Origin of the sequence: Actinocrispum sp. NPDC049592, from assembly GCF_040675465.1 — a bacterium.
Classification (GTDB): domain Bacteria; phylum Actinomycetota; class Actinomycetes; order Mycobacteriales; family Pseudonocardiaceae; genus Kibdelosporangium.
This window is the reverse complement of record NZ_JBFAPA010000012.1, coordinates 291,292-312,121: the sequence shown is the minus strand read 5'-3', so window position 1 is coordinate 312,121 and position 20,830 is coordinate 291,292. Positions and strand designations below refer to the sequence as shown.

Genomic DNA, 20,830 nt, shown 5'->3' with positions numbered 1-20,830 from the left:
TGTCATGCGCGCGTGCCGTACAGGTAGACCACCTGTGGGGACGCGGAAGTGTCAACGGCGATCTTGAACAACGTCTGGCTGTCCGGCGCGATGGCGTAGGTCTGGTAGTCCCTGACCGGGTCGAAGGACCAGCCGAACTTGTCCACAGTGGACTGGTGGAACGGCAGCGCCGAACCCTTGCTGACCGCTTGGCTGCGTTGCCCGGCAGGCGCCGCCACGAAGCCGTCCACACAGGACGGAGGGGCGCTGAACCGGAGGTACAGCGAGGATCCCCGTGGCAGCCCCTCGACCACCGCGTACCGGATGTCCGGGGTGTCGCACGGCGGCGCCGTCAGGGCGAACTCCCGGAGCGCTTCCTCCAAGGAGGACGGTCCGTCGTTGTCCGGGTAGGCGCGGGCGTCGGACTGCCCGCACGCCGCGAGGGTGAACACCAGGGCTGCCACGAGGATTCGTCTCACCGGGGCACCGTCTCCGAGAGCGGCAGGCCGGAGCTGGTGCCCTTCATCGCGAACGGCCGGGCGATGCCCAGGCCCGGCATCATCGCGAACTGCTCCAGGCTGACCTTGCCGTCGAACACCTTCTTGGTCCGGTCGAAGTTCCAGTCCTTGTAGACGTCCAGGTCGTACGAACCGCTGACCTGGTTGCCGTTCGCCCCCACGGTGACGGTGAAGCTCCCGGACAGCCGGAACTTCATGTGCCCGATCCCGTACAGCAGGCTGGCGTTCTTCTCGAACGAGGTGTCCACCCACTTGCTGTCCGCGGTGAGCGTGCAGGTGTGGCCGACCGGGCCGGTGCAGGCCGCGGACAGCTTGGCGGCCAGCGCCTGCCGTTCCCGCTGGGCGTCGCTCGCGAACTCGTCGACCAGCAGGTCGTTCGGGTTGACCATGAAGTCGGCGCCCGAGTGGTCCCCGTAGCGGTGCCACAGGTCGCAGGCCAGCTGGTTGAACTTCACGCACACCGCCAGCGTCGCCTCGCCGAGCAGGTACACCTCGGCCTTGATCAGGTCCTTGTTCATGGCCGCCTCGTAGGGCGACAACTCCTTGTAGGCCGCGCCGTCGTTGGGCGTGAACGGGTCGTTGTTGTGCCCCGGGTCGTTGTTGGTGACGTCGGACGGCAGGGGCGGCAGGCCGGCCTTCTTGCGCCGCTCCTGTTCCTCCTGGCGCTGCTTCTGCTCGGCGATGGTGCGCGCCTCCTTGGCGGCGGCCAGTGCCTCCTCGGCGGACTTGCCCGCCGCCTCGGCGATCCCGCGAGCCCGGTCCGCGGCGGCGTAGGCCTCCGCGGCCGACGCCTGGGCGGCCGACGCCGAAGCCTCCGCCTTGGCCGCGGACTCGGCAGCGGACCGCGCAGCCGCACGGGCCGACGCCTCGGCTGCCCGCGCGGTGCGGGCCGAGTCCGCGGCCCGGTTCGCCGACTCCTGCGCCGCGGCAGCGGAAGCCTGCGCATCCTTGGCGAAGTTGGCGGCCAGCGTGGCCGAGTCCTCGGCCTGCCGGGCGTAGCCCGCCGCCTCAGCGGACGCCTTCCTGGCCTCGGCGGCCGCACGCAGTGCGTCGAACGCGTTCTGCTGAGCCAATGCCGCGACCTGACGGCCCTCGGCGACGTACTTCTTCACCGTGGCCTCGTGGACGGCCGCGTCGGCGTCCCGGCGGGCCGCCTTGTACTGGCCGACGTCCAGGAAGTCCTTCAGGTAGGACGCCGGGCCGGCCAGCGCGATGGACGCCGCCGCCTGGGTCTCCGGCTTGTCCGCGGCAGCGGTCAGGATCTGCGAGACCTTGATCCGGTTGTCGTGCTCGGCGGCCACGAACTGGCCGGTGCGCAGGAAGTCCTGCCGGTCCTGGTCGGTGCCGCGCAACGCCTGCTGGGCGGCGTCCTTGGTGGCCGGGCCGCCGGCGTCCATGATCTGGGTGATCCTGATCTGGTCGTCGTCGGTCTTGCCCGGGTAGGACCGCGACTTCAGGAACTCGGTGACCCCGGCGTACGGGCCGAACATCGCGGTCTCCGCGGCCGTCTTCTGCGCCGGCTTCCCGGCGACGTCCGCGAGGTGCCCGACGGTCGCCCGGTCGTCCTGCTCGGCGGCCGCCGCCAGACCGGTGAACACGAAGTCCCGCACCTCGAGCTCGGTCCCGGCCAGGGCGGCCGTCGCGGCCCGCTGGGTCCAGGAGCCGCCGGTCTTGAGCACCCGCGCGGCGATCTTGCGGCCGTCGGCCAGCACGACCGCGGCGGGCGTGCCCTGGGCCATGGCCTCCGCCAGCAGCCGCTTGGTCTCCGCGTCCCGGCGGGCCGTCTCGGCGGCGTCCCAGGCCAGGTCCGCGGTCCTGGCGTCCTCGGCGGCCTTCGCGTCCTCGGCGTCGGCGATGGCCTTCTCGGTCTCGGAGGTCAACCGCTGCTTGTCGGCCAGCCGAGCGGCCTCCTCGACGCGGGCGGCGTCCTCGGCCGCGGTGGCCGCCTCGGCCGCGGCCGCCTTCGCCGCGTCGGCGTGCCGGGCGGAGTTCTCGGCCGCGTGTGCGGCGTCCGTGGCGTGGGCGATGGCCTCTTCCGCTGCCGCTGCGGCGTTCTCGGCGTGGGTGGCCGCGTCGTTGGCGGCGTCACGAGCCTCGTACGCGGCCTGTTGTGCTTGGCGCGCAAGGGACTCCGCCGCGTTCGCGGCCCGGATCGCCTGCTGCGCGGCCCGCTGGGCGGCCGCGGCGGCCTGCCTGGCCTGGCTGGCGTCGGCCTTGGCCTGCTCGGCCCAGCTGCCGGCCTCGCCCGCCGCGGTGGCGGCATCGGCCGAGTGCCCGCCGGCGGCCAACGCGGCCTGAGCGGCGTCCACAGCGGCCTTGGCGGCGTCACCGGCGGCCTGAGCCGCCTGGGCGGCCAGTTTGGCGCCCTTGGCCACGTCACGGGCGTCTGTCGCGGCCTTCTTGGCGGCGTCGACGTTGCCGCCGCTGCTCGCGGTCAGCGCGGCCGCGTCGTTCGCCCGGGCGGCGGCCTGGCTGGCCATCGTGGCCGCGTTGGCGGCTGAGGCGGCTGCGTTCGCCGCGCGCCGGGCCGCCGCGTTGGCCGCGTTGGCGGCGCCGATGGCCACCCGCGCCGCCGCCGCGGCCTTGTTGGCCGCGTCCGCCGCCCGCCCGGCCGCGTTGGCCGCACGAACCGCCGAGTCCTGCGCCAGCTTGGTCTCGCCGGCGGCGCGCTGGGCGGCCTCCTTGGCCAGGCGCGTCGCCTCGATCGCCTTGTCCGCCTCGACCTTGGCGCCCTCGGTCTCCACCGCGGCCTCCTGGCCGGCCTCCTTGGCGAGGTCCACCAGGTGCGAGACGGTCAGCACCTCCTTGTCCCGTTCGCGGGCGACCGCCCAGCCGGAGTCGAGGTACTCGCGGATGTCGTCGATGGTGCCGCGCAGCGCGACCAGGGCGGTCCGCTTCACCTCCGGGCCGCCGGCGGTCATGATCTGCGTGACCTTGATCCGGTCGTCGTCGTCCTTGGCCTTGGGCCAGTCGACGTGCAGGAACCGCAGGATGTCGTCGTCGGTGCCGCGCAACGCGGTCTGCGCCGCGGCCTTCACCCCGGGGCCGCCCAGGGTCATGATCTGCGTGACGCGGACCCGGTTGTCGTCCTTGTAGGGCTGCTGCCAGCCACTGTCGAGGAACCGCCGGACGTCGTCCTGGGTCCCGCGCAGCGCGGCCGTGGCGGCGGCCTTCATCCCGGGCCCGCCGACCGTCATCAGCTGCGCGAGCCGGATCTGCTCGTCATGGTTGCGTGCCTGGAACTGCCCTGACTCCAGGAACTTCCTCAGGTCGTCGTCCGAACCGGTGAGCGCGGACTCCGCGGCGGCGGCCACCCCGGGCCCGCCGGTCCTCATCAGCTCGACACATGTCACCCGGTCGGCCCGCGGGACGGTGTCCGCCGCGGCCGCCACCGGCCCGAGGATCACCACCCCGCCCAGCCCGACCGAAACCAGCGCGCCCACCGTCACGGTTCTGAGCGCGCGCAAAGGCCACCCGGCCATCTATTACCCCCAGTGTCCATTGAGGACTAGTGCGGCCACCCCTTGACCGCGAGATCAATACTGCCCGATCAACGTACCCGGGTCCACAACCGCCAGGCGGGCGGCGGTCAGGATCGGCATACTGCGGGGGTGCGGTGGGAGACGGAGCGGTTGGTCATCCGGGAGTTCGAGGACCGGGACGCCGAGGTGTTCGCGGAGTACCGGTCGGATCCCGAAGTGGCCCGGTACCAGTCGTGGGACACGCCGATGACCGTGGCGGAGGCGCGGGCGAGGATCGCGCGCTACCGCACCCTCGACCCCACCGCCGAAGGCTGGTTCCAGTACGCGATCGAGCTCGACGGCTCCCTGATCGGCGACATCGGGGTGGGCACCCACCAGAACCTGATGCAGGCGGAGATCGGGTTCACGCTGGCCCCTCCCTACCAGGGCAAGGGGTACGCCACCGAGGCGGTGTGCCGGGTCGTCGAGCACCTGTTCACCGACCGCGGCCTGCACCGGCTCTCGGCCGGCTGCGACGGGCGCAACGACGCCTCGGCCCGGCTGCTGGAGCGCGTGGGCTTCCGCAGGGAGGGCCTGCAGCGCCAGCACACCTGGATCAAGGGGGAGTGGACCGACGACCTGCTGTTCGGCCTGCTCGCCTCGGACTACGCGGAGATGGCCGCCGAGACCGTCGAGTAGACCGGCAGCAGCTCCAGCAGCCCGGCGACCTCCAGCGACCGCAGCACCGGCCGGCCGGTGGCCACCACGCGCAGCGGGGTCCCGCCGGTGAAGCACTGCTCGCGCGCGGTCAGCAGCACCGCCAGGCCCGCGGAGCTCAGGAACGTCACGTCCGAGAGGTCCGCGACCACCGGCGCCGGTGCGGTGGCCGACTCGAGAGCCGAGGCGAACTCGGCGGCCAGCACCGGGGCGGTGCTCATGTCGATCTCGCCGGCCGTGTGCAGCACGACGGCGAGACCCTCAAGACGCAGGTGGACGTGCACCCGCGTTTTCTACCTCAGGCCCCCGGGCGGCGGGTCCTCGGGGGATCGGTTCAGCTTGGACAGCAGCCGCTCGAAGAACTCGTCGTCCACGTCGGCCGGCTCGTCGGCGTGGCTGCTCGCGCTGGCTGGCGGCTTGCGGCGCTCCCGGCGGGGCAGCGGCACGGCGGAGGCGTTCATGCCGGTCGGCAGCGCGACCTCGCACCACATGTAGTTCCCGCCCGCGGGGTTGGCCATCGCGCCGCCCTTGCGGCCCTCCAGCGACTTGGGCAGGAACGGCGGCAGCACCTCGCCGTCCTCCACCTCGATGACCAGGCAGTCGCCGTGCAGCCGCAGCCGCAGGGTCAGGAAGCCGGGCACCTGCTCGGTGTTGCGCTCGACCACGTTGGCCACCAGCTCGCTGGCCACGTGGCTGGCCTCGTCCTGCAAGGCGACGAGGTGCCATTCGCGCAGCGCGAACCGGACGAACATGTCCGCGCAGTTCATCGCGGTCGGTAAGGCGACGAGCCTCAGGTCGTCGACCTGTGTGGTCTGCGGGTCCACCAGACACCTCCTGCGCAGGTCACCCGAACGGCCGTATCTTGCCAACATAAGGTGGCATAGCGGTAGCCAGGGTTCGCCCGACCTCGAAGAGGTGATGCTAGTGATCCGAGCGATCGGCATCGTTCTGCACCCCCAGCGCAACTGTGCCAACGTCATCGACACCATCACCGGCTGGGCCAAGGCCCGCGACACCGAGATCATCGGGCTGGCCGACGAGATCGCCGGCCGGACGAACGGCCAGGTCAGACCGGTGAACGAGGTCGAGCTGGGCGAACAGGCCGACCTCGTGGTCAGCCTCGGCGGCGACGGGACGATGCTGCGCGCGTTGCGAATGTGCATCGATCGCCGCACGCCCGTCCTGGGGGTGAACCTCGGCCGGCTCGGATTTCTCGCCGAGGTGGACATCCCGGAGCTCGGCGACGCGCTGAGCGCCATCGACGAGCACCGGTTCACCGTGGAGCCGCGCACCGGGCTGTGCGCGGTCATCGACGGCGACGAGTTCATCGCGTTCAACGACGTCGCCCTGGTCAGGGTGCCCGGCCATGGGATGACCGAGGTGCTGCTGCACGTCGAGGGACACCCCTTCGTGGAATATGCAGCGGATGCCGTGGTGGTGGCCACGCCGACCGGGTCGACCGCCTACAACTTCGCCGCGGGCGGCCCGATCGTCTCGCCGCGCGCGGAGGGCCTGCTGGTCACGCCCGCCGCGCCGCACTCGGCGTTCAACCGGGCGCTGTTCCTGTCGCACGGCGAGAAGCTGGCCCTCGAGGTCATGCCGGGCAGCGGCGAAGTCGCCGTGGAGGCCGACGGACGGCTGGTCGGCCAGGTCCGGCCCGGTACCATGATCGAACTGCTCGCCCTGCCCGGCGCGGCCCGGGTGGTCCGGCTCGGCCGGACCACGTTCTACCAGCGCACGCAGCGCAAGTTCCAGCTGATCGGCACGGTCCGCACCGACGAGTCCTAGGCGTTGCCGTTGACCGTCAAGGGAATCCGGGCGAACCGGCCATAGTTTAGGACTTAATTTTAGGGGCGTATTGACGGCGTGGAAGCGCGCTCATACAGTCTGCGGTAAGCCGTGTGTGGTCTAGGCCACTTCGGCGAGATTCCGCCGTGTTTCTCCTGACCCTGCAAGGAACACATGTCCTCCGAAATCATGCCCAGACAACGGCGCCGGGGCGCGAGGATCGCCACCTTCGCGCTGGCCATCCTGAGCCTGGCCGCCGCCTACCTCACCGTCGTTTCGGTGGTGGGAGCCACTCCCGCCGCGTCCGCAGCGGTCGACCCGAGCACGTGGTACACCGCGACCAACCTCAACAGCGGCAAGTGTGTCGACGCACGGGCCGCCGGCACCTCGAACGGTACTGTTGTGCAGCAGTACACCTGCAACAGTACGGGGTCGCAGCAATGGCAGTTCCAGCCGACCAGCGACGGCTACTACCGGGTGAACAACCTCAACAACTCCGCCATGGTCTGGGACGTCGCCGACGTGTCCACACAGGACGGCGGGTTGATCCACCTGTGGACCTACGGGGGCGGGAACAACCAGCAGTGGCTGCCGGTGCAGGAACCCAGCGGTGCCTACCACTTCGTCAGCCGCAACAGCGGCAGGTGCCTGGACGTGCCGGGCGCGTCCCAGGCGGACAGCCAGCAGCTGCAGCAGTACGCCTGCAACGGCACGGCCGCCCAGTCGTTCACACTGGCGCCCGTGGGTAGCAACCCGCCGCCGGGCAACGACATCGACCTCGGCCCGAACACGTTCATCTTCGACCCGTCGATGTCGGCCGCGTCCATCCAGAGCCGGCTCAACCAGGTGTTCAGCCAGCAGGAGCGCAACCAGTTCGGCACCAACCGCTACGCCCTGCTGTTCAAGCCGGGTACGTACAATGTGGACGCCAACATCGGCTTCTTCACGCAGATCGCCGGTCTGGGCTTCTCGCCGGACAACGTGACCATCAACGGCGCCGTGCACGTCGAGGCGGACTGGTTCCCGCCGCAGAACGCCACCCAGAACTTCTGGCGCTCGGCCGAGAACCTGTCGGTCAACCCGAACGGCGGCCTCGACCGCTGGGCGGTCTCGCAGGCCGCGCCGTACCGCCGCATGCACGTGCGCGGCAACCTGGCGCTGGACGACGGCGGCTGGGCCTCCGGCGGCTGGATGTCCGACACCAAGATCGACGGCCAGGTCCGGTCCGGCTCGCAGCAGCAGTGGATCACCCGCAACTCGACCATCGGCAGCTGGTCGGGCGCGAACTGGAACATGGTCTGGGTCGGCACCCAGGGCGCGCCGGGGACCAGCTTCCCCGAGCCGGGCTACACCAACGTGGGCAACACGCCGCTGGTGCGGGAGAAGCCGTTCCTGTACATCGACAACGCCGGCGCCTACAACGTGTTCGTGCCGGGCCTGCGCTCGAACTCCAGCGGCATCTCGTGGGCCGGCACCCAGCCGGGCCAGTCGCTGCCGATCGACCAGTTCTTCATCGTCAAGCCGGGCGCGACCGCCGCGCAGATCAACGCGCAGCTGGCCGCGGGCAAGAACCTGTTGTTCTCGCCGGGCGTCTACCACCTCAACCAGACGCTGAACGTGACCCGCCCGGACACCGTGGTGCTCGGCCTCGGCCTGGCGACCCTGCAGCCGGACAACGGGGTCACCGCGATGAACGTGGCCGATGTGGACGGTGTGAAGCTCGCCGGCCTGCTGATCGACGCGAACACGACCAACTCGCAGACGCTCATGCAGATCGGCCCCGCCGGGTCGGGCGCCGACCACGCGGCCAACCCCACGTCCATGCACGACGTGTTCTTCCGGATCGGCGGCGCGGTCAGCGGCAGGGCCACCCAGAGCCTGGTCATCAACAGCAACAACGTGATCGGTGACCACACCTGGATCTGGCGGGCGGACCACGACGACAACAACGGGACGGTGGGCTGGACGAAGAACACCGCGCAGAACGGCCTGATCGTCAACGGCAACAACGTGACGTTCTACGGCCTGTTCGTCGAGCACTTCCAGCAGTACAACGTGATCTGGAACGGCAACGGCGGCAGGACGTACTTCTTCCAGAACGAGCTGCCCTACGACCCGCCCAACCAGGCGGCGTACATGAACGGCTCCACCCGGGGCTGGGCCGCGTACAAGGTGGGCAACAACGTCACCAGCCACGAGGCATGGGGCCTGGGCAGCTACGCCTACTTCAACGTCAACCCCAGCGTGGTGGCGGAACGCTCGTTCGAGGTGCCGAACACCCCGAACGTCAAGTTCCACAACATGATCACCGTGTCGCTCGGCGGCACCGGCACGATCAACCACGTGATCAACAGTACCGGTGACGCGGCCCGCAGCGGCCACACCGAGGCGACGGTGAACAACTATCCCTAACTGAACAAGAGCGAAAAGCGCGTCACGGCCCCGTATCCGTGGCGCGCTTTTCCTATGCGAGCAGCTCCAGCACGTCGTTGAGCACGTCCGGTACGCCGACGTCGGCCACGAACGAGTCCTCGTGTTCACAGCGCGGGGTTTCCTCGTGCACACAGTCCACTCCGCACACTGGGCACTGCGTCGTCCACGAGATGTGCACGCGTTGCAAGGCACGGCTGTGCGGGCCGGCGTTGATCACGTTGCCCATCCAGTAGATCGAGACCGTCGGGGTGCCCACGGCCTGAGCCAGATGCCTCGGGCCGCTGTCGTTCGCGAGCACGACACGGGCCTGTTTGAGGACGCCGACCAGGCCGGGCAGGCTCAGCTCGCCGACCAGCGAGCGCACCGGGATCTCCTTCTGCTGGGCCAGGTCGACGACCTCGGACTCGTTGTCCGTGCCCACCACGACCACGTCCGCGATCTCCGTCACCGCCGCGATGACCTCCACAAAGGACTCAGCGGGCCAGCAGCGGCGGCGGTCGCGGGCGCCGGGGTGGACGGCCAGGACCGGTTTCGCCAGGCCGGTGAGCGCCCCCGAGGCTTCGAGGAGATCGTCGCCGGTGACCGTGAGCTGTGGCTCCAGCATGGTCGGGCGGGCACCGGCCAGCCCGGCGATCTCCAGTCCCCGCATGACTTCCTGCTGGTAGAACTGGAACGGCACCCACCGGTCCAGCGGCTCGGAGTCCGGGGTTCGCGAGCCGATGGTGTAGCGGGCGCCGAACTTGCGGACGAAGGGGTTGGACCATTTGCCGCCGCCGTGCATCTGCACGACCAGGTCGAAGTCCTGGGCGAAGAACTCCGGCGTCTCCGGCTCGGGCAGGATCTGCACCTCGTGGATCGGCCCGGGGCGGCCGGCCAGCAGTTCGGCGTGGTTCTCCCGGCCCAGCAACACGATGTGCGCGTCCGGGTAGGCATCGGCGAGCGACTGGATGGCGGGCAGCGACAGCAGCAGGTCGCCGATTCCGCCACCACGCAGCACGCCGATCCGCGTGACGCCGGGCAGGTGCGTACCGGCCGGGCCGATCTCGAGCATCCTGCACCTCCTCCTCGCCGGAGGGTTGCCCGCGCGGCGGCCAGGTATTCACCGTGAAATTAACTGTGAATTCCGGTAATGCTCTTTTACTGGATTTCGTAATGTGGCGTTACTAGCATCGGTCGCATGCTGAGCGGCATGGTGTCCGGGACGAAGGTCATGCAGCTGAACCTGCAGGCCGTCTACCAGGCTGTCCGCCGGCTGCGGCCGGTGTCCCGAGCCGAGCTGGCGCGGCGGCTCGGGACGACCAAGCCGACGATGGGCCGCGCGATCGACGCGTTGCTCGCGGCCGGGCTGATCCGGGAGGCGGACGCGTCGGGGTATGGCGCGGTCTTCTTCGAGCCGTGCCCGGACGCGGCGGTCGTGCTCGGCCTGGACGTCGGCAGCCGCTATCTGCGCGGGACGGTCGCCGACCTGGATGGGCGGCAGCTCGCGCGCAGGGATCTGCCGCTGGCGTCCTGTGAACCGGCGACCGTGGTCGCCAAGGCGGTCCAGCTGCGGGACCAGCTGGTCGCCGAGGCCGAAGTGGACGGTGTGGCGCTGGCGGCGGCCGGGGTCGGTGGTGTGATCGATCCCAGGACCGGCCGGGTCAGGGTGGCCAACCAGCACGAGCTGAACGGGTTCGCCGCGGGTGCGCAGCTGCGGCTGGCCCTGGGCGTGCCCGTGCTGGTGGAGAACGAGGTCAACCTGGCCGCGGTCGGCGAGGGGTGGCGCGGCGCCGGTGCCGGCCTGCGTGACTTCGCGTTCCTCGCGGTCGGCAGCGGCGTCGGCGCCGGGCTCGTCCTGGCCGGTGAGCTGCACCGCGGGCACAACGGCGCCGCCGGGGAGATCGACTTCGTCCGGCCGGGCCGGGACTTCGAACCGTCCAGCCCGGCGGCCGACTCGTTCCTCGCACACGCCGAGACCCGGCTGCGACGCACCGAGGACACCATTCTGCGGAACCCGTTGACCACTGAGTCGATCATGGACGCCGCTCGCGCGGGCGATCGCCTTGCCACCTCGCTGATCCGGGTGGAGGCCGACCGGATCGCCCGCTGTGCCACCACGTTGACGCAAGTCGTCGACCTGGAGCTGGTCGTGCTGGGCGGCGGGGTCGGTCTGAACGGCGACCTGCTGCTCGACCCGGTCCGCACCGCGCTCAACTCGCTCACGCCGTACCCGCCCCGCGTCGAGATCTCACAGCTCGGCGCCGGCGCGACCCTCACCGGCGCGGTCGCGCTCGCGCTGCGCGCCGTCGCCGAGGACCTCGTACCCAGCCGAGTTGCCACCGGCTGAAAAGAAACACGCACACATCTTCCGTGTGTGGCCCGCCGCCCTGGGATCCGCGTGCGGCCCGCCGCGCGCGGACAACGGGGCGCCTGTCTCGTGGAGGGTTCATGTTTCGCTTACTCGCACTCACAGCCGTTTTGGCCACGGCGGTCGCCTCTCCCTGCCCAGGCGTCCACTGTGGACCTCCTGGCAGGCCATGACTGGTCGCACTTCGCCGGGGCGGCACCGACTGGTTCGGGAGTCCGGATCTCGCCGCTGGACCGGTGGATCACCGCGACCGAAGGCGCGCGCCTGCAGCCCAACCCGCCGGTGAACCTGGCCGGGCCGCACCTGGAGGTCAGCGGGGATGTCCAGGTCGACTTCACTGGTGCGGTCAACGGAGCTTACCTGCAGCTGTACGCGAAACCGCCGGTGATCTACGACGAGTGGCGGCAGGAACGGCCGAGCCTGCGGGTCGGGATTGTCGGCGGCAAGCTGGAAGCCGCGGTGTGGGACGGGAAGTCCACCAAGGCGGTGGAGACCAAGAAGCTCGGCTCGGGGCTGTCCGGCGAGGTCGCCGTGTCGGTCCGGCGTTCCGGCGGGACGATCACGGTGCTGGCCAACGGGAAGAGCCTGGGCACGGTGGGGGAGCACGGCGTGTTCTCGGCGGGCACGCTGTGGTTCGGCGCGGACGGCTCGTGGACGCTGAAGTCGTTGTCCGCCAGCGGTTCCGTGCGGGCCGTGGACGCGCCCGGCTGGCATCAAGCGCCTTCCTCGAACTCCTTGCGAGCCAAGGCTTCCGCGTTGCCCCGGCCGATCGGCATCGGTGCGGCGATCGCGAGCGGGCCCCTCGTGGAGGACGCGGCGTACCGGGCGATCGCCGGGCGTGAGTTCAACGCGTTGACGCCCGAGAACGACATGAAGCCCCAGTTCGTGCAGCCCACCCGAGGGGTGTTCGCGTTCGCCGAGGCGGACCTGCTCGTGGACTTCGCGCGTGCCAACGGGATGGCCGTGCACGCGCACACCCTCGTCTGGTTCGAGGCGTTGCCTACCTGGATGCGGTCGGCCTCGGACAAGAAGACCGTGCTGATCGACCACATCAAGGCGGTCGCCGGGCACTTCGCCGGCCGCGTGGCCGAGTGGGACGTGGTCAACGAGCCGATCAACGAGGACAACTCCGACGGCCTCGAACACAACCTCTGGTACCAGGCCATGGGCAAGGACTACATCACCCAGGCCTTCAAGGCCGCCAGGCAGGCCGACCCGCACGCGGTGCTGTACCTCAACGAGTACGGCGCCGAACCGGACGGCGGCCGCTGGGACGCGCTGTACAAGCTGGTCAAGGAGCTGAAGGTGAACGGCGTGCCGATCGACGGCGTCGGCCTGCAGAACCACGAGTACGAGAAGGGCGACCGCACCCCGCCGGAGACGTTCCGCAAGCACGTCAAGGCGTTGGCCGCGCTGGGCCTGAAGGTCCGCATCTCGGAGATGGACGTGGTCTCCGGCGGCGACGACACCACGCAGGCCAGGGAGTTCGCGGGCAAGCTCGCCGTCTGCCGGGACGAGCCCAACTGCACCACCTTCGGCATGTGGGGCTTCACGGACCGCTACGGCTCCACCGCCAACACCGACGTCACCCCACCCCAGCCCGGCGACGCCCTCCCATGGACGGCGAATCTGACCCCGAAGAAGGCCTACACCTCGATGGCGAACGAACTGAAATGACAGGCCCGCCCTCGTGAGTGGATGGAGCCGCTCACGAGGGCCTGCTGGGGGTTGTCGACGTCCAGCGGTTCCGCAGCGTGGTCAGGGCTTCGGGGGTGGGGTGGCCGTAGAGGCGGAAGCGGGCTATGCCGCCGTCGGGGTGGCTTTCCAGGAGGACCTGAGTGATGGGTTCCGTTGTGGTGAGGCGGAAGCGGTGGGTGGTGTCGGGCTGGACGTGAGTTTGGGGGAGGAGGGGGACGTCGTTGTTGCCGAACAAAGCCACACGATCGGGGGAGTTGCCGCGGTAGTGGGTGGTGGCGATCTCGGCGACGGTGGGGACCGCCGGGCAGGCCAGGGTGATGACCGCCCAATCGTGTGTGTCCGTACGCCTTCGGGCGGTTTCCCAGCCGTCCGCCATGAACCTGGATTCACCCGGCTGGAGCATGTTCGCGGGCGGCGAGAAGAAACCGTCGCTCGATTCGGTGACGACACCGCCGTTGAGAGTGGCGACGAGGTCGAACGGCACCTCGGTCACGAACGCCGGGTCGGGCACGACCTCGCCGTGCACCCGCAGCCGCGCCACCCCACCATCGGGCAGGATGTGCAACCGAACGTGGGTCACCCGCCACGGCACGGTGACGGCGAACGGGTTCTGCGTCCCGCCCTTCAGTTCGCTCTGCGGTACCAGCTCGAACCAGGACAGCTCATCCGCATCCGGGTAGCCCTCGGCGCAGGCGCCCTCGATCCGGCAGTGCGAGGGGTAGTTGCCCAGGAAGAACGCCGTGTCCACGACGATCCCGCGCACCACCCCCGGCGCACCGAGCCGCAGGACCACCCAATCGTGTCCCGGGGCGCGGCCGAACCGGCGGCGGGTCTCCCAGCCGTCGTACTGCTGCCCCTTCGGGGTGAACGTGTGCGGCTGGAAGGTGGGCGGCTCCGGCTTGATCAGGTTCTCCTTGTCGGCGAAGAACTCGTCGCTCGCCGCCATCACCGTCCCGCCGCAGGACCGGGCGGCGAGGTCCGGTAGGCTACCGAAGTCGATCATGGGGATACCCTGCTCTCAGTGTCCACAGTGGATTCACGTGAAACGAATTCGCGCCAGTCGGCCACCGAGGTGATGTCCGTGAGCTGGGCAAATGACGTGTAGGGCCGGCGCAGCAGCATCGCGAACGAGCTCGAGCCGTCGGCCAACTCGATGACGCCGAGTTCCAGCGCGGGCGGTTCGGCGGGCAGCAGCCGGTCGCGCAGCACGTCCATCGGCACGTCGTAGAGCTCGCCCGCGATGGCCTGCCCGCCGTGGGCGACGGGACAGAGCCCCGGGAAGGCCCCGCCGACGGCGTAGAACCGGTACTTCGGCGCGGTCGAGGTGACCGCGACCAGGGGAGCGCCGCACAGCAGCCCGTGCAGCGGCTCGCCCCGCATCGCCCCGCCGTTGAGGAACATCAGCGCCATCAACCCTCCAGCAGTGCTTCGACGCCGGTGATGCCGAAGTACACGGCGAACAACCCGGCCAGGACGGTGAGCAGCCAGCCCGCCTCACGCCAGCGCCCGGTGCAGATCTTGATCGCGACGAACGAGATCAGGCCGGCGCCGACGCCGTTGGTGATCGAGTAGGTGAACGGGATGACCGCGACGGTGAGGAACACCGGGATCGTGTAGTCGCTGTCCTGCCAAGGAATTCCCCGGCACTGGGCCATCATCAGCCCGCCGATCACGACCAGCGCGGGCGCGGCGGCCTGCGCGGGCACGACCTCGGTCAGCGGCGTGAACAACATCGTCACCGCGAACAACGCGCCGGTGACGACGCTGGCCAGCCCGGTCCGCGCGCCCTCGCCGACCCCGGCGGCCGACTCCAGGAACACCGTGTTCGGCGCCGAACCCGTCAGCCCGCCGGCGATCGCCCCGGCCCCGTCGACGAACAGGATCCGGCCCATGCCGGGGACTTTGCCGTCTTTCATCAGCCCGGCCTCGGCGGACACGCTGGTGATCGTGCCCATCGCGTCGAAGAACCCGGACAGCACCAAGGTGAACAGGAACACCGTGGCGGCAACGGGTCCGGCCGAGGCGAACCCGCCGAACAGGTCGATGTGCCCGAACAGGCCCAGATCAGGGGCGCCCAGCACGTGATCCGGCAGGGCGGGATCGGTGCGGCCCCAGCCGCCGACGTGCAACCCGTCATGGAGCACTATCGACAGCACGGTCATCACGCCGATGCTGATCAGCAGCGCACCCGGCACCTTGCGGGCCACCAGCACGATCATCAGCAGCAACCCGAGGCAGAACACCACGATCGGCCAGCCGGACAGGTGCCCGTCGACGCCCAGCCGCACGGGCACGGGGGAGTTGGCTGCGTCCGGCACGCGGGTGACGAACCCGGCGCTGACCAGGCCGACCAACGCGATGTACAGGCCGATGCCGACGGTGATCGCGGTCTTGAGCGGCATCGGGATGGCGTTCATGATCCGCTCGCGGATCCCGCTGACGGCCATCAGGACGATGCAGAACCCTTCCAGCACAACGAGTCCGAACGCCTGCGGCCAGGTCATCGCGGGCGCCATCTGGAACGCGACGATGCCGTTCACGCCCAGCCCGGCCGCCAGGGCCAGCGGGGCGTTGCCGATCAACCCCATGAGGATGGTCATCACCGCGGCGGCCAGCGCGGTCGCCGTGGTCACCTGGCCGGGATCCAGGCGGGCGCCGGTGATGTCGGCGGAGGCACTGAGAATCAACGGGTTCAGCAGCACGATGTAGGCCATCGCGACGAATGTCGTGACACCGCCGCGAACTTCGCGGCCGACCGTGCTGTTGCGGGCTTTGATGTCGAAGAAACGGGTGGCTGAACGGGCTTCGTTGTCCGTCTGGGTCATGTCTGGTTCCCTTGCCGGTGGGCGTGCTGCACCGGACCCGCGACTCGCGGGCCTGGCGGACACACGTTTGGGGACTTCAGGCGCTCCGGTCAGCGCCGGGGTTCACTCAGTACTCGACCCGGTCGGGGTTATCGAGCCAGGCGGCGAACGGGACGAACCCGTCCACCGAGGACAGTTGAGCCACGGGTACGTGCCAGCTGTCACGGGGTTTGTCGAACAGCTCGTAGAAGGCGCGGTCGTCGAACCCGGCCTTGGCGGCGTCGTGCCGGTCGGCGGCGTAGATGATCCGGTCGACCCGCGCCCACAGCGCCGAGCTCAGACACATCGGGCACGGCTCACAGGACGACACCAGCAGGCAACCGTCCAGTTTGAACGTTCCCAAGGCCTGACAGGCCCGGCGGATGGCCACCACCTCGGCGTGCGCGGTGGGATCCAGGGTGGGCGTGACCTGGTTGGTACCGGTGGCGACGATCTGTCCATCGTGGACGACCAGCGCCCCGAACGGGCCGCCGCCGTCGCCGACGTTCTGCTTGGCCAGGTCCACACAGTGGTTGAGCCACTCGGTCTCTTGGGGGTTCATGACGTTCCTGTGATGTGCTCGGGGCGGATCGGGACACGGGGCAGTTCCAGGCCGGTCGCGTCGCGGATGGCGTTGGCGATCGCCGGGGTGGCGGAGATCGTCGGCGGTTCGCCCACCCCACGCACGCCGTATGGCGAGTGCGGGTCGGGCCGTTCGATGACGTCGACGTTCATCGGCGGCATGTCCAGGATGGTCGGGATCAGGTAGTCGGTGAAGGACGGGTTGCGCACCTTCCCGTTCGACACCTGGATTTCCTCCATCACGGCCAGGCCGAGTCCCTGCGCGGAGCCGCCGTGGATCTGGCCGGCCACCGCGTCCGGGTTGATCGCCTTGCCGACGTCCTGGGTGCAGTCCAGCTGAACCACCTTGACCAGACCGAGGTCGAGGTCGACGTCGACCACCGCCCGGTGCGCGGAGAACGCGTACTGCACATGGGCATTGCCCTGCCCGGTCTCCGGGTCGAGCGGAGAGGTCGGCCGGTGGTGGTACTCGCGGGTCTCCTCGATCACCTCGTCGCCGAGGATCTCGACCATGGCGGCCGGGGAGATGTCGTCGATGTGCATGCCGAACCTGGTGTCCGCCAAGTCGAGCAAACGTTCGCGCACGGCCACGCAAGCGTTTCGCACCGCGCCACCGGTGACATAGGTCTGCCGGGACGCTGAGCTGGAGCCGGCGTCGCCGACCTCGGTGTCGTTGGCCAGGATCGTGACCCGCTGCACGCCCAGCTCGGTGCGAGCGATCTGTTGCTGCACGGTGACCAGGCCCTGGCCGACCTCGGCGGCCGCGGTGTGGACGGTCACGACCGGTTCGCCCGCGATGACTTCCAGGCGGACGCGGGCCGTGGAGTAGTCGTCCAGGCCCTCGGCGTACGAGATGTTCTTGATCGTCACGCCGTAGCCGATACCGCGGACCACACCCTCCCCGTGGGTGGTGTTCGACGCCCCGCCAGGCAAGTTGAGAATGTCGCCGGACGCATGTGGCTCGGGCAGGGGAATGTCCCGGACGCGTTGCACGAGTTCCGCCACCGGGGCCGGAAAATCGACCACCTGGCCGGTGACCGTCGTGGAGCCCTCGCTCATCGCGTTGCGGATCCGCAGCTCCGCCGGGTCCATCCCGAGCGCGGCCGCGAGTTTGTCCATCTGGGACTCGTAGGCGTAGGTCGGCTGCACCGCGCCGAGACCGCGCATGGCGCCACAGGGCGGGTTGTTGGTGTAGACGCCCCAGCCCTCGATCTTGGCGTTGGGCACGTTGTACGGGCCGACACCCAACGTCGTCCCATTGCCCACCACGACCGGGGTCTTCGAGGCGTAAGCACCGCCGTCGAAGTACAACCGGGCACGGACGTAGATCAGGTTCCCGTCGGTGTCGGCGCCGTGCTCGTAGTACATCTTGGCCGGGTGCCGGTGTACGTGCCCGAAGAACGACTCTTCGCGGTCATAGACCATCTTCACCGGACGGTTGGTGCGCAACGCCAGCATGCACGCGTGGATCTGCATGGACAGGTCCTCGCGCCCGCCGAACGCGCCGCCCACCCCGGACATGGTCAGCTTCACCTTGTCCAGCGGCAGCCCCAGAGCCTTGGCGGTCTGCCGTTGGTCCACATGCAACCACTGGGTCGCCAGGTAGAGGTGGACGCCGCCGTCCTCGTCCGGGATGGCCAGTCCGGACTCCGGGCCGAGGAAGGCCTGGTCCTGCATGCCGATCTCGTACACCCCGGACACCACGACGGGAGCGGTGGCCTCCGGGTCGCCCTTGATGATCCGCTGGTGGCGCACCAGGTTCCCGCCGGGATGCAGCTTCGGCAGAGTCTGGTCGTGCGCGGCCCGCTCGGCGTCGATGATCGGGTCGAGCACCTCGTAGCAGACCTTGATCTTCTGCCGGGCCCGGCGAGCGGTCTCCGGGTGGTCGGCGGCCACAATGGCGACCGGTTCGCCTTGGTAGCGCACGACATCCTCGGCGAGCACCGGGGTGTCCTGGAACTTCAGGCCGTAGACGTTCTCCCCGGGAACGTCCTTGTAGGTCAGAATGGTGTAGACGCCGGGCTGCGCAAGCGCTTCCGCGTAGTCGATGGACACGATCCGGGCGTACGGGTGCGGGCTGCGCAAGGTCGTGCCCCACACCATGTTCTCCAGCCACAGGTCCGACGAGTACGCGAACTCGCCGCGGACCTTGAGGAACCCGTCTGGCCGAAGTGGACTGTCGCCGATCCCGCCGGAGATGTCGCTGCGCAGGTCCTGCGGGGACCGGGCCGGAGCGCTCATACCGCACCGGCTTTACGGGCGGCGGCGAGCCGGACGGCGTCGAGGATCTTCTCGTATCCGGTGCACCGGCACAGGTTCCCGGCCAGCGCCTCGCGGATCTGCGCGTCGGTGGGGCGTTCGGTCCGCTCGATCAGGTCGTGCGCGGCCACGATCAGGCCGGGCGTGCAGAACCCGCACTGCACCGCGCCCTTGTCCACGAACGCCTGCTGGACCGGGTCCAGCTCCTCGCCGTCGGCCAGCCCCTCGACCGTCCGCACCTCGCGTCCCTCCGCCTGCGGTGCCGCCACGAGGCACGAGCACACCGGCACCCCGTCCAGGTACACCGTGCACGAGCCGCACTCGCCCTGCTCGCAGGCGTTCTTGGAGCCGGGCAGCCCCAGCCGCTCGCGGAGCATGTACAGCAGGCTCTCACCCGCCCAGACGTCGTCGGCCTGCAGCTGTTCGCCGTTGACCGTCACGTTCACGCGCACTGTGATGACCTCCTGTAGTCGTCCCACGCCCATCCCAGCGCGCGTCGGGCCATCACCGACAGCGCGTGCGTGCGATAGGCGGCACTGCCACGTACATCATCGATGGGGGCCGCGGCTTGTGCCACCAGTTGCCCGAACCGGCGCCCCAAAGCCGGGGCCAGTGACTCCGCCGATCCCCAGGGCAGCTCGGCGTCGGCGAACTCCTCGGCCTCGTAGGCCCGGCGCGGAGTCGGTGCGGCGGAACCGATCCCGGTGCCGACCCGGTTGCGGTCGGCGTGCAAGGCGACCGAGAACGCGCACACCGCGATGACCATCGCGTTGCGCGTGCCGACCTTGCTGAACTGCTGCGGCCCGGTCGCCGGTTGGACGTGCACGGCCGCGATCAGCTCGTCCGGCTCCAGCACGTTGCGCTTCACGCCGGTGTAGAAGTCCTTGGCCGGCACCATCCGCACACCCCGGGCCGAGGCGATCTCGACGTCGGCCTCGGCGGCCAGCAGCGCGGGGTGCGAGTCACCGGCGGGGGAGGCGGCGCCCAGGTTCCCGCCGACGCTGCCGCGGTTGCGGATCTGCGGCGACCCGACGGTCCGCGCGGCCATCGCCAGCCCGGGCAGCCGGTCGCCCAGCTCGGCGATGATCCTGGTGTACGGCATGCCGGCGCCGATCCTGACGCGACCGTCCACATCGGAGTGCTCGTGCAGCGGCGCGATCCGGTTGAGGTTCAGCAGGGCGGGCGGCCTGCGGCGGTCGAAGTTCAGCTCCACCATGACGTCCGTGCCGCCCGCGATCGGCACCGCGTCCGGGTGCGCGGCCTTGACCGCCAGCGCCTCGGCGAACGTGTCCGGACTGAAGACCTTCATCGGTCCTCCCGCCGGACCGTGCCCTCGATCAGCCCGTACGGCCGGTCGCCGACCTGGAACACCTCGCCCGGGTTGTCCAGGCCGAACGGCGAGAGGTCGCACAGATAGTGGTGCTTGTTCGGCAGGCTGAGCCGGATTTCGCTGATCTCGGTGACGTTGGTGAGCACACGTGAGCCCATCGCGTACAAGGTCTGCTGCAACGAGTAGCTGTACGTGTCCGCGAACGCCTCCAACAGGCTGGTCCGCGCGGTCTCGAACGCCTTGGCCCAGTCCACGTCGGTGCTCGCGAAGGTCCACTTCGCGGTGACGGCGGTGGCCAGGATCCGGTCCTTGGTCTCCGGCAACGTCGTGTACTCGTCGCGCGGGTAGCCCCAGAACTCCGAACCGGTCGTGTTCAGCACGGTCAGGTCCTTGATCCCGCCCTTGACCGTGGCCGTGGCGCCGTCGAACCTCACCACCGCGAGCCGGGTGCCTTCGCCGGACCGGGTGAACGAGTGCTGGCCCATACGGGTCCACGGGTACTGCTCGATGTCGATGCGCGCGCCATGGATCGGGCCGCCGACGAAGTGGCGGGCCAGCCGCAGGCCGAAGTCCTCGATCTGGCCGATCCCGTCCCGGGCGAACGCGAGCACGGTGTTCTTCTGCGTGTCCGTCGCGAGCACCTTGTCGTTGGCCCCGGTCAGGTGCGTGTCGGCCATGTCGCCGGACAGCGCGGTGCTGACGTTGAGGTCGACGAGCCGATGGGTGTCGCTGTCCCGGTCGACCTTGACCAGCCGGGTCTCCGCCTTGCCGTACCGGTTCGCGCCGAGCACGATCGCCATGGTTCTCCTCTCGGAGTTCGGGTGTGATGCAGTAAACAGCCGGCTGGAGGCGACCGGCCAGCGGCGAAATCGCCG

At 69.8% G+C, this 20,830-nt stretch carries 18 protein-coding genes; 5 read left to right on the top strand and 13 right to left on the bottom strand.

The features are described 5' to 3' along the window. Positions 1 to 2: 2 nt before the first annotated feature. Together AB0J95_RS29090 and AB0J95_RS29085 are read right to left on the bottom strand one after the other, a co-directional pair. Positions 3 to 458 (bottom strand): hypothetical protein, encoded by a 456-nt coding sequence (locus tag AB0J95_RS29090; protein ID WP_364764530.1) that lies wholly within the window; start codon positions 456 to 458, stop codon positions 3 to 5. Further along, positions 455 to 3,979, bottom strand: coding sequence for an ALF repeat-containing protein (locus AB0J95_RS29085; RefSeq protein WP_364764527.1), 3,525 nt, complete (start codon positions 3,977 to 3,979; stop codon positions 455 to 457). Before AB0J95_RS29085 ends, AB0J95_RS29090 begins: the two co-directional genes overlap by 4 nt. Positions 3,980 to 4,108: 129 nt before the next feature. Here AB0J95_RS29085 and AB0J95_RS29080 point away from each other — a divergent pair, with 129 nt between their 5' ends. Next, entirely contained in the window at positions 4,109 to 4,657 is a 549-nt protein-coding gene (locus AB0J95_RS29080; RefSeq protein WP_364764524.1) for a GNAT family protein, read from the top strand. On the opposite strand, the gene AB0J95_RS29075 is transcribed toward AB0J95_RS29080, so the two are convergent. Further along, positions 4,624 to 4,959, bottom strand: a complete 336-nt coding sequence (locus AB0J95_RS29075) for an STAS domain-containing protein (protein WP_364764521.1) — start codon at positions 4,957 to 4,959, stop codon at positions 4,624 to 4,626. The two genes, AB0J95_RS29080 and AB0J95_RS29075, sit on opposite strands and share 34 nt — an antisense overlap. 9 nt (positions 4,960 to 4,968) lie before the next feature. Then, a complete protein-coding gene (locus tag AB0J95_RS29070) occupies positions 4,969 to 5,499 on the bottom strand; it encodes an ATP-binding protein (RefSeq protein ID WP_364764518.1) in 531 nt (176 codons plus the stop codon). 94 nt (positions 5,500 to 5,593) lie between these two features. Here AB0J95_RS29070 and AB0J95_RS29065 point away from each other — a divergent pair, with 94 nt between their 5' ends. Beyond that, positions 5,594 to 6,463 (top strand): NAD(+)/NADH kinase, encoded by an 870-nt coding sequence (locus AB0J95_RS29065; RefSeq protein WP_364764515.1) that lies wholly within the window; start codon positions 5,594 to 5,596, stop codon positions 6,461 to 6,463. Between the two features lie 189 nt (positions 6,464 to 6,652). Next, a complete protein-coding gene (locus AB0J95_RS29060; RefSeq protein ID WP_364764512.1) occupies positions 6,653 to 8,875 on the top strand; it encodes an RICIN domain-containing protein in 2,223 nt (740 codons plus the stop codon). A 52-nt stretch (positions 8,876 to 8,927) separates the two neighbouring features. On the opposite strand, the gene AB0J95_RS29055 is transcribed toward AB0J95_RS29060, so the two are convergent. Then, the gene (locus AB0J95_RS29055; RefSeq protein WP_364764509.1) at positions 8,928 to 9,947 is read right to left on the bottom strand and encodes a glycosyltransferase family 9 protein; all 1,020 of its coding nucleotides are present in this window, start codon (positions 9,945 to 9,947) and stop codon (positions 8,928 to 8,930) included. Positions 9,948 to 10,073: 126 nt separating this feature from the next. Here AB0J95_RS29055 and AB0J95_RS29050 point away from each other — a divergent pair, with 126 nt between their 5' ends. Beyond that, the gene (locus AB0J95_RS29050) at positions 10,074 to 11,222 is read left to right on the top strand and encodes an ROK family transcriptional regulator (protein WP_364764506.1); all 1,149 of its coding nucleotides are present in this window, start codon (positions 10,074 to 10,076) and stop codon (positions 11,220 to 11,222) included. A gap of 171 nt (positions 11,223 to 11,393) precedes the next feature. After that, positions 11,394 to 12,920, top strand: coding sequence for an endo-1,4-beta-xylanase (locus AB0J95_RS29045; protein WP_364764503.1), 1,527 nt, complete (start codon positions 11,394 to 11,396; stop codon positions 12,918 to 12,920). A gap of 31 nt (positions 12,921 to 12,951) precedes the next feature. Here the strand turns inward: AB0J95_RS29045 and alc are convergent, their stop codons facing one another. The 8 genes from alc to pucL form a co-directional block, all read right to left on the bottom strand. Further along, a complete protein-coding gene (gene alc, locus AB0J95_RS29040) occupies positions 12,952 to 13,944 on the bottom strand; it encodes an allantoicase (RefSeq protein ID WP_364764501.1) in 993 nt (330 codons plus the stop codon). Further along, positions 13,941 to 14,351, bottom strand: coding sequence for a gamma-glutamylcyclotransferase (locus AB0J95_RS29035; protein WP_364764499.1), 411 nt, complete (start codon positions 14,349 to 14,351; stop codon positions 13,941 to 13,943). The genes alc and AB0J95_RS29035 overlap by 4 nt, the downstream gene beginning before the upstream one ends. Further along, entirely contained in the window at positions 14,351 to 15,766 is a 1,416-nt protein-coding gene (locus tag AB0J95_RS29030; RefSeq protein ID WP_364764496.1) for an NCS2 family permease, read from the bottom strand. Before AB0J95_RS29030 ends, AB0J95_RS29035 begins: the two co-directional genes overlap by 1 nt. Before the next feature lie 106 nt (positions 15,767 to 15,872). Beyond that, the gene (locus AB0J95_RS29025; protein WP_364764493.1) at positions 15,873 to 16,346 is read right to left on the bottom strand and encodes a nucleoside deaminase; all 474 of its coding nucleotides are present in this window, start codon (positions 16,344 to 16,346) and stop codon (positions 15,873 to 15,875) included. Continuing rightward, a complete protein-coding gene (gene pucD, locus AB0J95_RS29020) occupies positions 16,343 to 18,607 on the bottom strand; it encodes a xanthine dehydrogenase subunit D (RefSeq protein ID WP_364764490.1) in 2,265 nt (754 codons plus the stop codon). The genes AB0J95_RS29025 and pucD overlap by 4 nt, the downstream gene beginning before the upstream one ends. Beyond that, a complete protein-coding gene (locus AB0J95_RS29015) occupies positions 18,604 to 19,077 on the bottom strand; it encodes a (2Fe-2S)-binding protein (RefSeq protein WP_364764487.1) in 474 nt (157 codons plus the stop codon). Before AB0J95_RS29015 ends, pucD begins: the two co-directional genes overlap by 4 nt. Then, positions 19,068 to 19,934 (bottom strand): FAD binding domain-containing protein, encoded by an 867-nt coding sequence (locus tag AB0J95_RS29010; RefSeq protein ID WP_364764485.1) that lies wholly within the window; start codon positions 19,932 to 19,934, stop codon positions 19,068 to 19,070. The genes AB0J95_RS29015 and AB0J95_RS29010 overlap by 10 nt, the downstream gene beginning before the upstream one ends. Then, positions 19,931 to 20,755 (bottom strand): factor-independent urate hydroxylase, encoded by an 825-nt coding sequence (gene pucL / locus AB0J95_RS29005; RefSeq protein WP_364764482.1) that lies wholly within the window; start codon positions 20,753 to 20,755, stop codon positions 19,931 to 19,933. Before pucL ends, AB0J95_RS29010 begins: the two co-directional genes overlap by 4 nt. Positions 20,756 to 20,830: the final 75 nt, after the last annotated feature.

Bases quoted from the DNA above. Each gene is read 5' to 3' on its own strand.
- AB0J95_RS29060 (WP_364764512.1), top strand. From the start codon at position 6,653: ATGCCCAGACAACGGCGCCGGGGCGCGAGGATCGCCACCTTCGCGCTG.
- AB0J95_RS29030 (WP_364764496.1), bottom strand. From the start codon at position 15,766: ATGACCCAGACGGACAACGAAGCCCGTTCAGCCACCCGTTTCTTCGAC.
- AB0J95_RS29055 (WP_364764509.1), bottom strand. From the start codon at position 9,947: ATGCTCGAGATCGGCCCGGCCGGTACGCACCTGCCCGGCGTCACGCGG.
- AB0J95_RS29050 (WP_364764506.1), top strand. From the start codon at position 10,074: ATGCTGAGCGGCATGGTGTCCGGGACGAAGGTCATGCAGCTGAACCTG.
- alc (WP_364764501.1), bottom strand. From the start codon at position 13,944: ATGATCGACTTCGGTAGCCTACCGGACCTCGCCGCCCGGTCCTGCGGC.
- AB0J95_RS29010 (WP_364764485.1), bottom strand. From the start codon at position 19,934: ATGAAGGTCTTCAGTCCGGACACGTTCGCCGAGGCGCTGGCGGTCAAG.
- pucL (WP_364764482.1), bottom strand. From the start codon at position 20,755: ATGGCGATCGTGCTCGGCGCGAACCGGTACGGCAAGGCGGAGACCCGG.
- pucD (WP_364764490.1), bottom strand. From the start codon at position 18,607: ATGAGCGCTCCGGCCCGGTCCCCGCAGGACCTGCGCAGCGACATCTCC.
- AB0J95_RS29065 (WP_364764515.1), top strand. From the start codon at position 5,594: ATGCTAGTGATCCGAGCGATCGGCATCGTTCTGCACCCCCAGCGCAAC.
- AB0J95_RS29085 (WP_364764527.1), bottom strand. From the start codon at position 3,979: ATGGCCGGGTGGCCTTTGCGCGCGCTCAGAACCGTGACGGTGGGCGCG.
- AB0J95_RS29025 (WP_364764493.1), bottom strand. From the start codon at position 16,346: ATGAACCCCCAAGAGACCGAGTGGCTCAACCACTGTGTGGACCTGGCC.
- AB0J95_RS29035 (WP_364764499.1), bottom strand. From the start codon at position 14,351: ATGGCGCTGATGTTCCTCAACGGCGGGGCGATGCGGGGCGAGCCGCTG.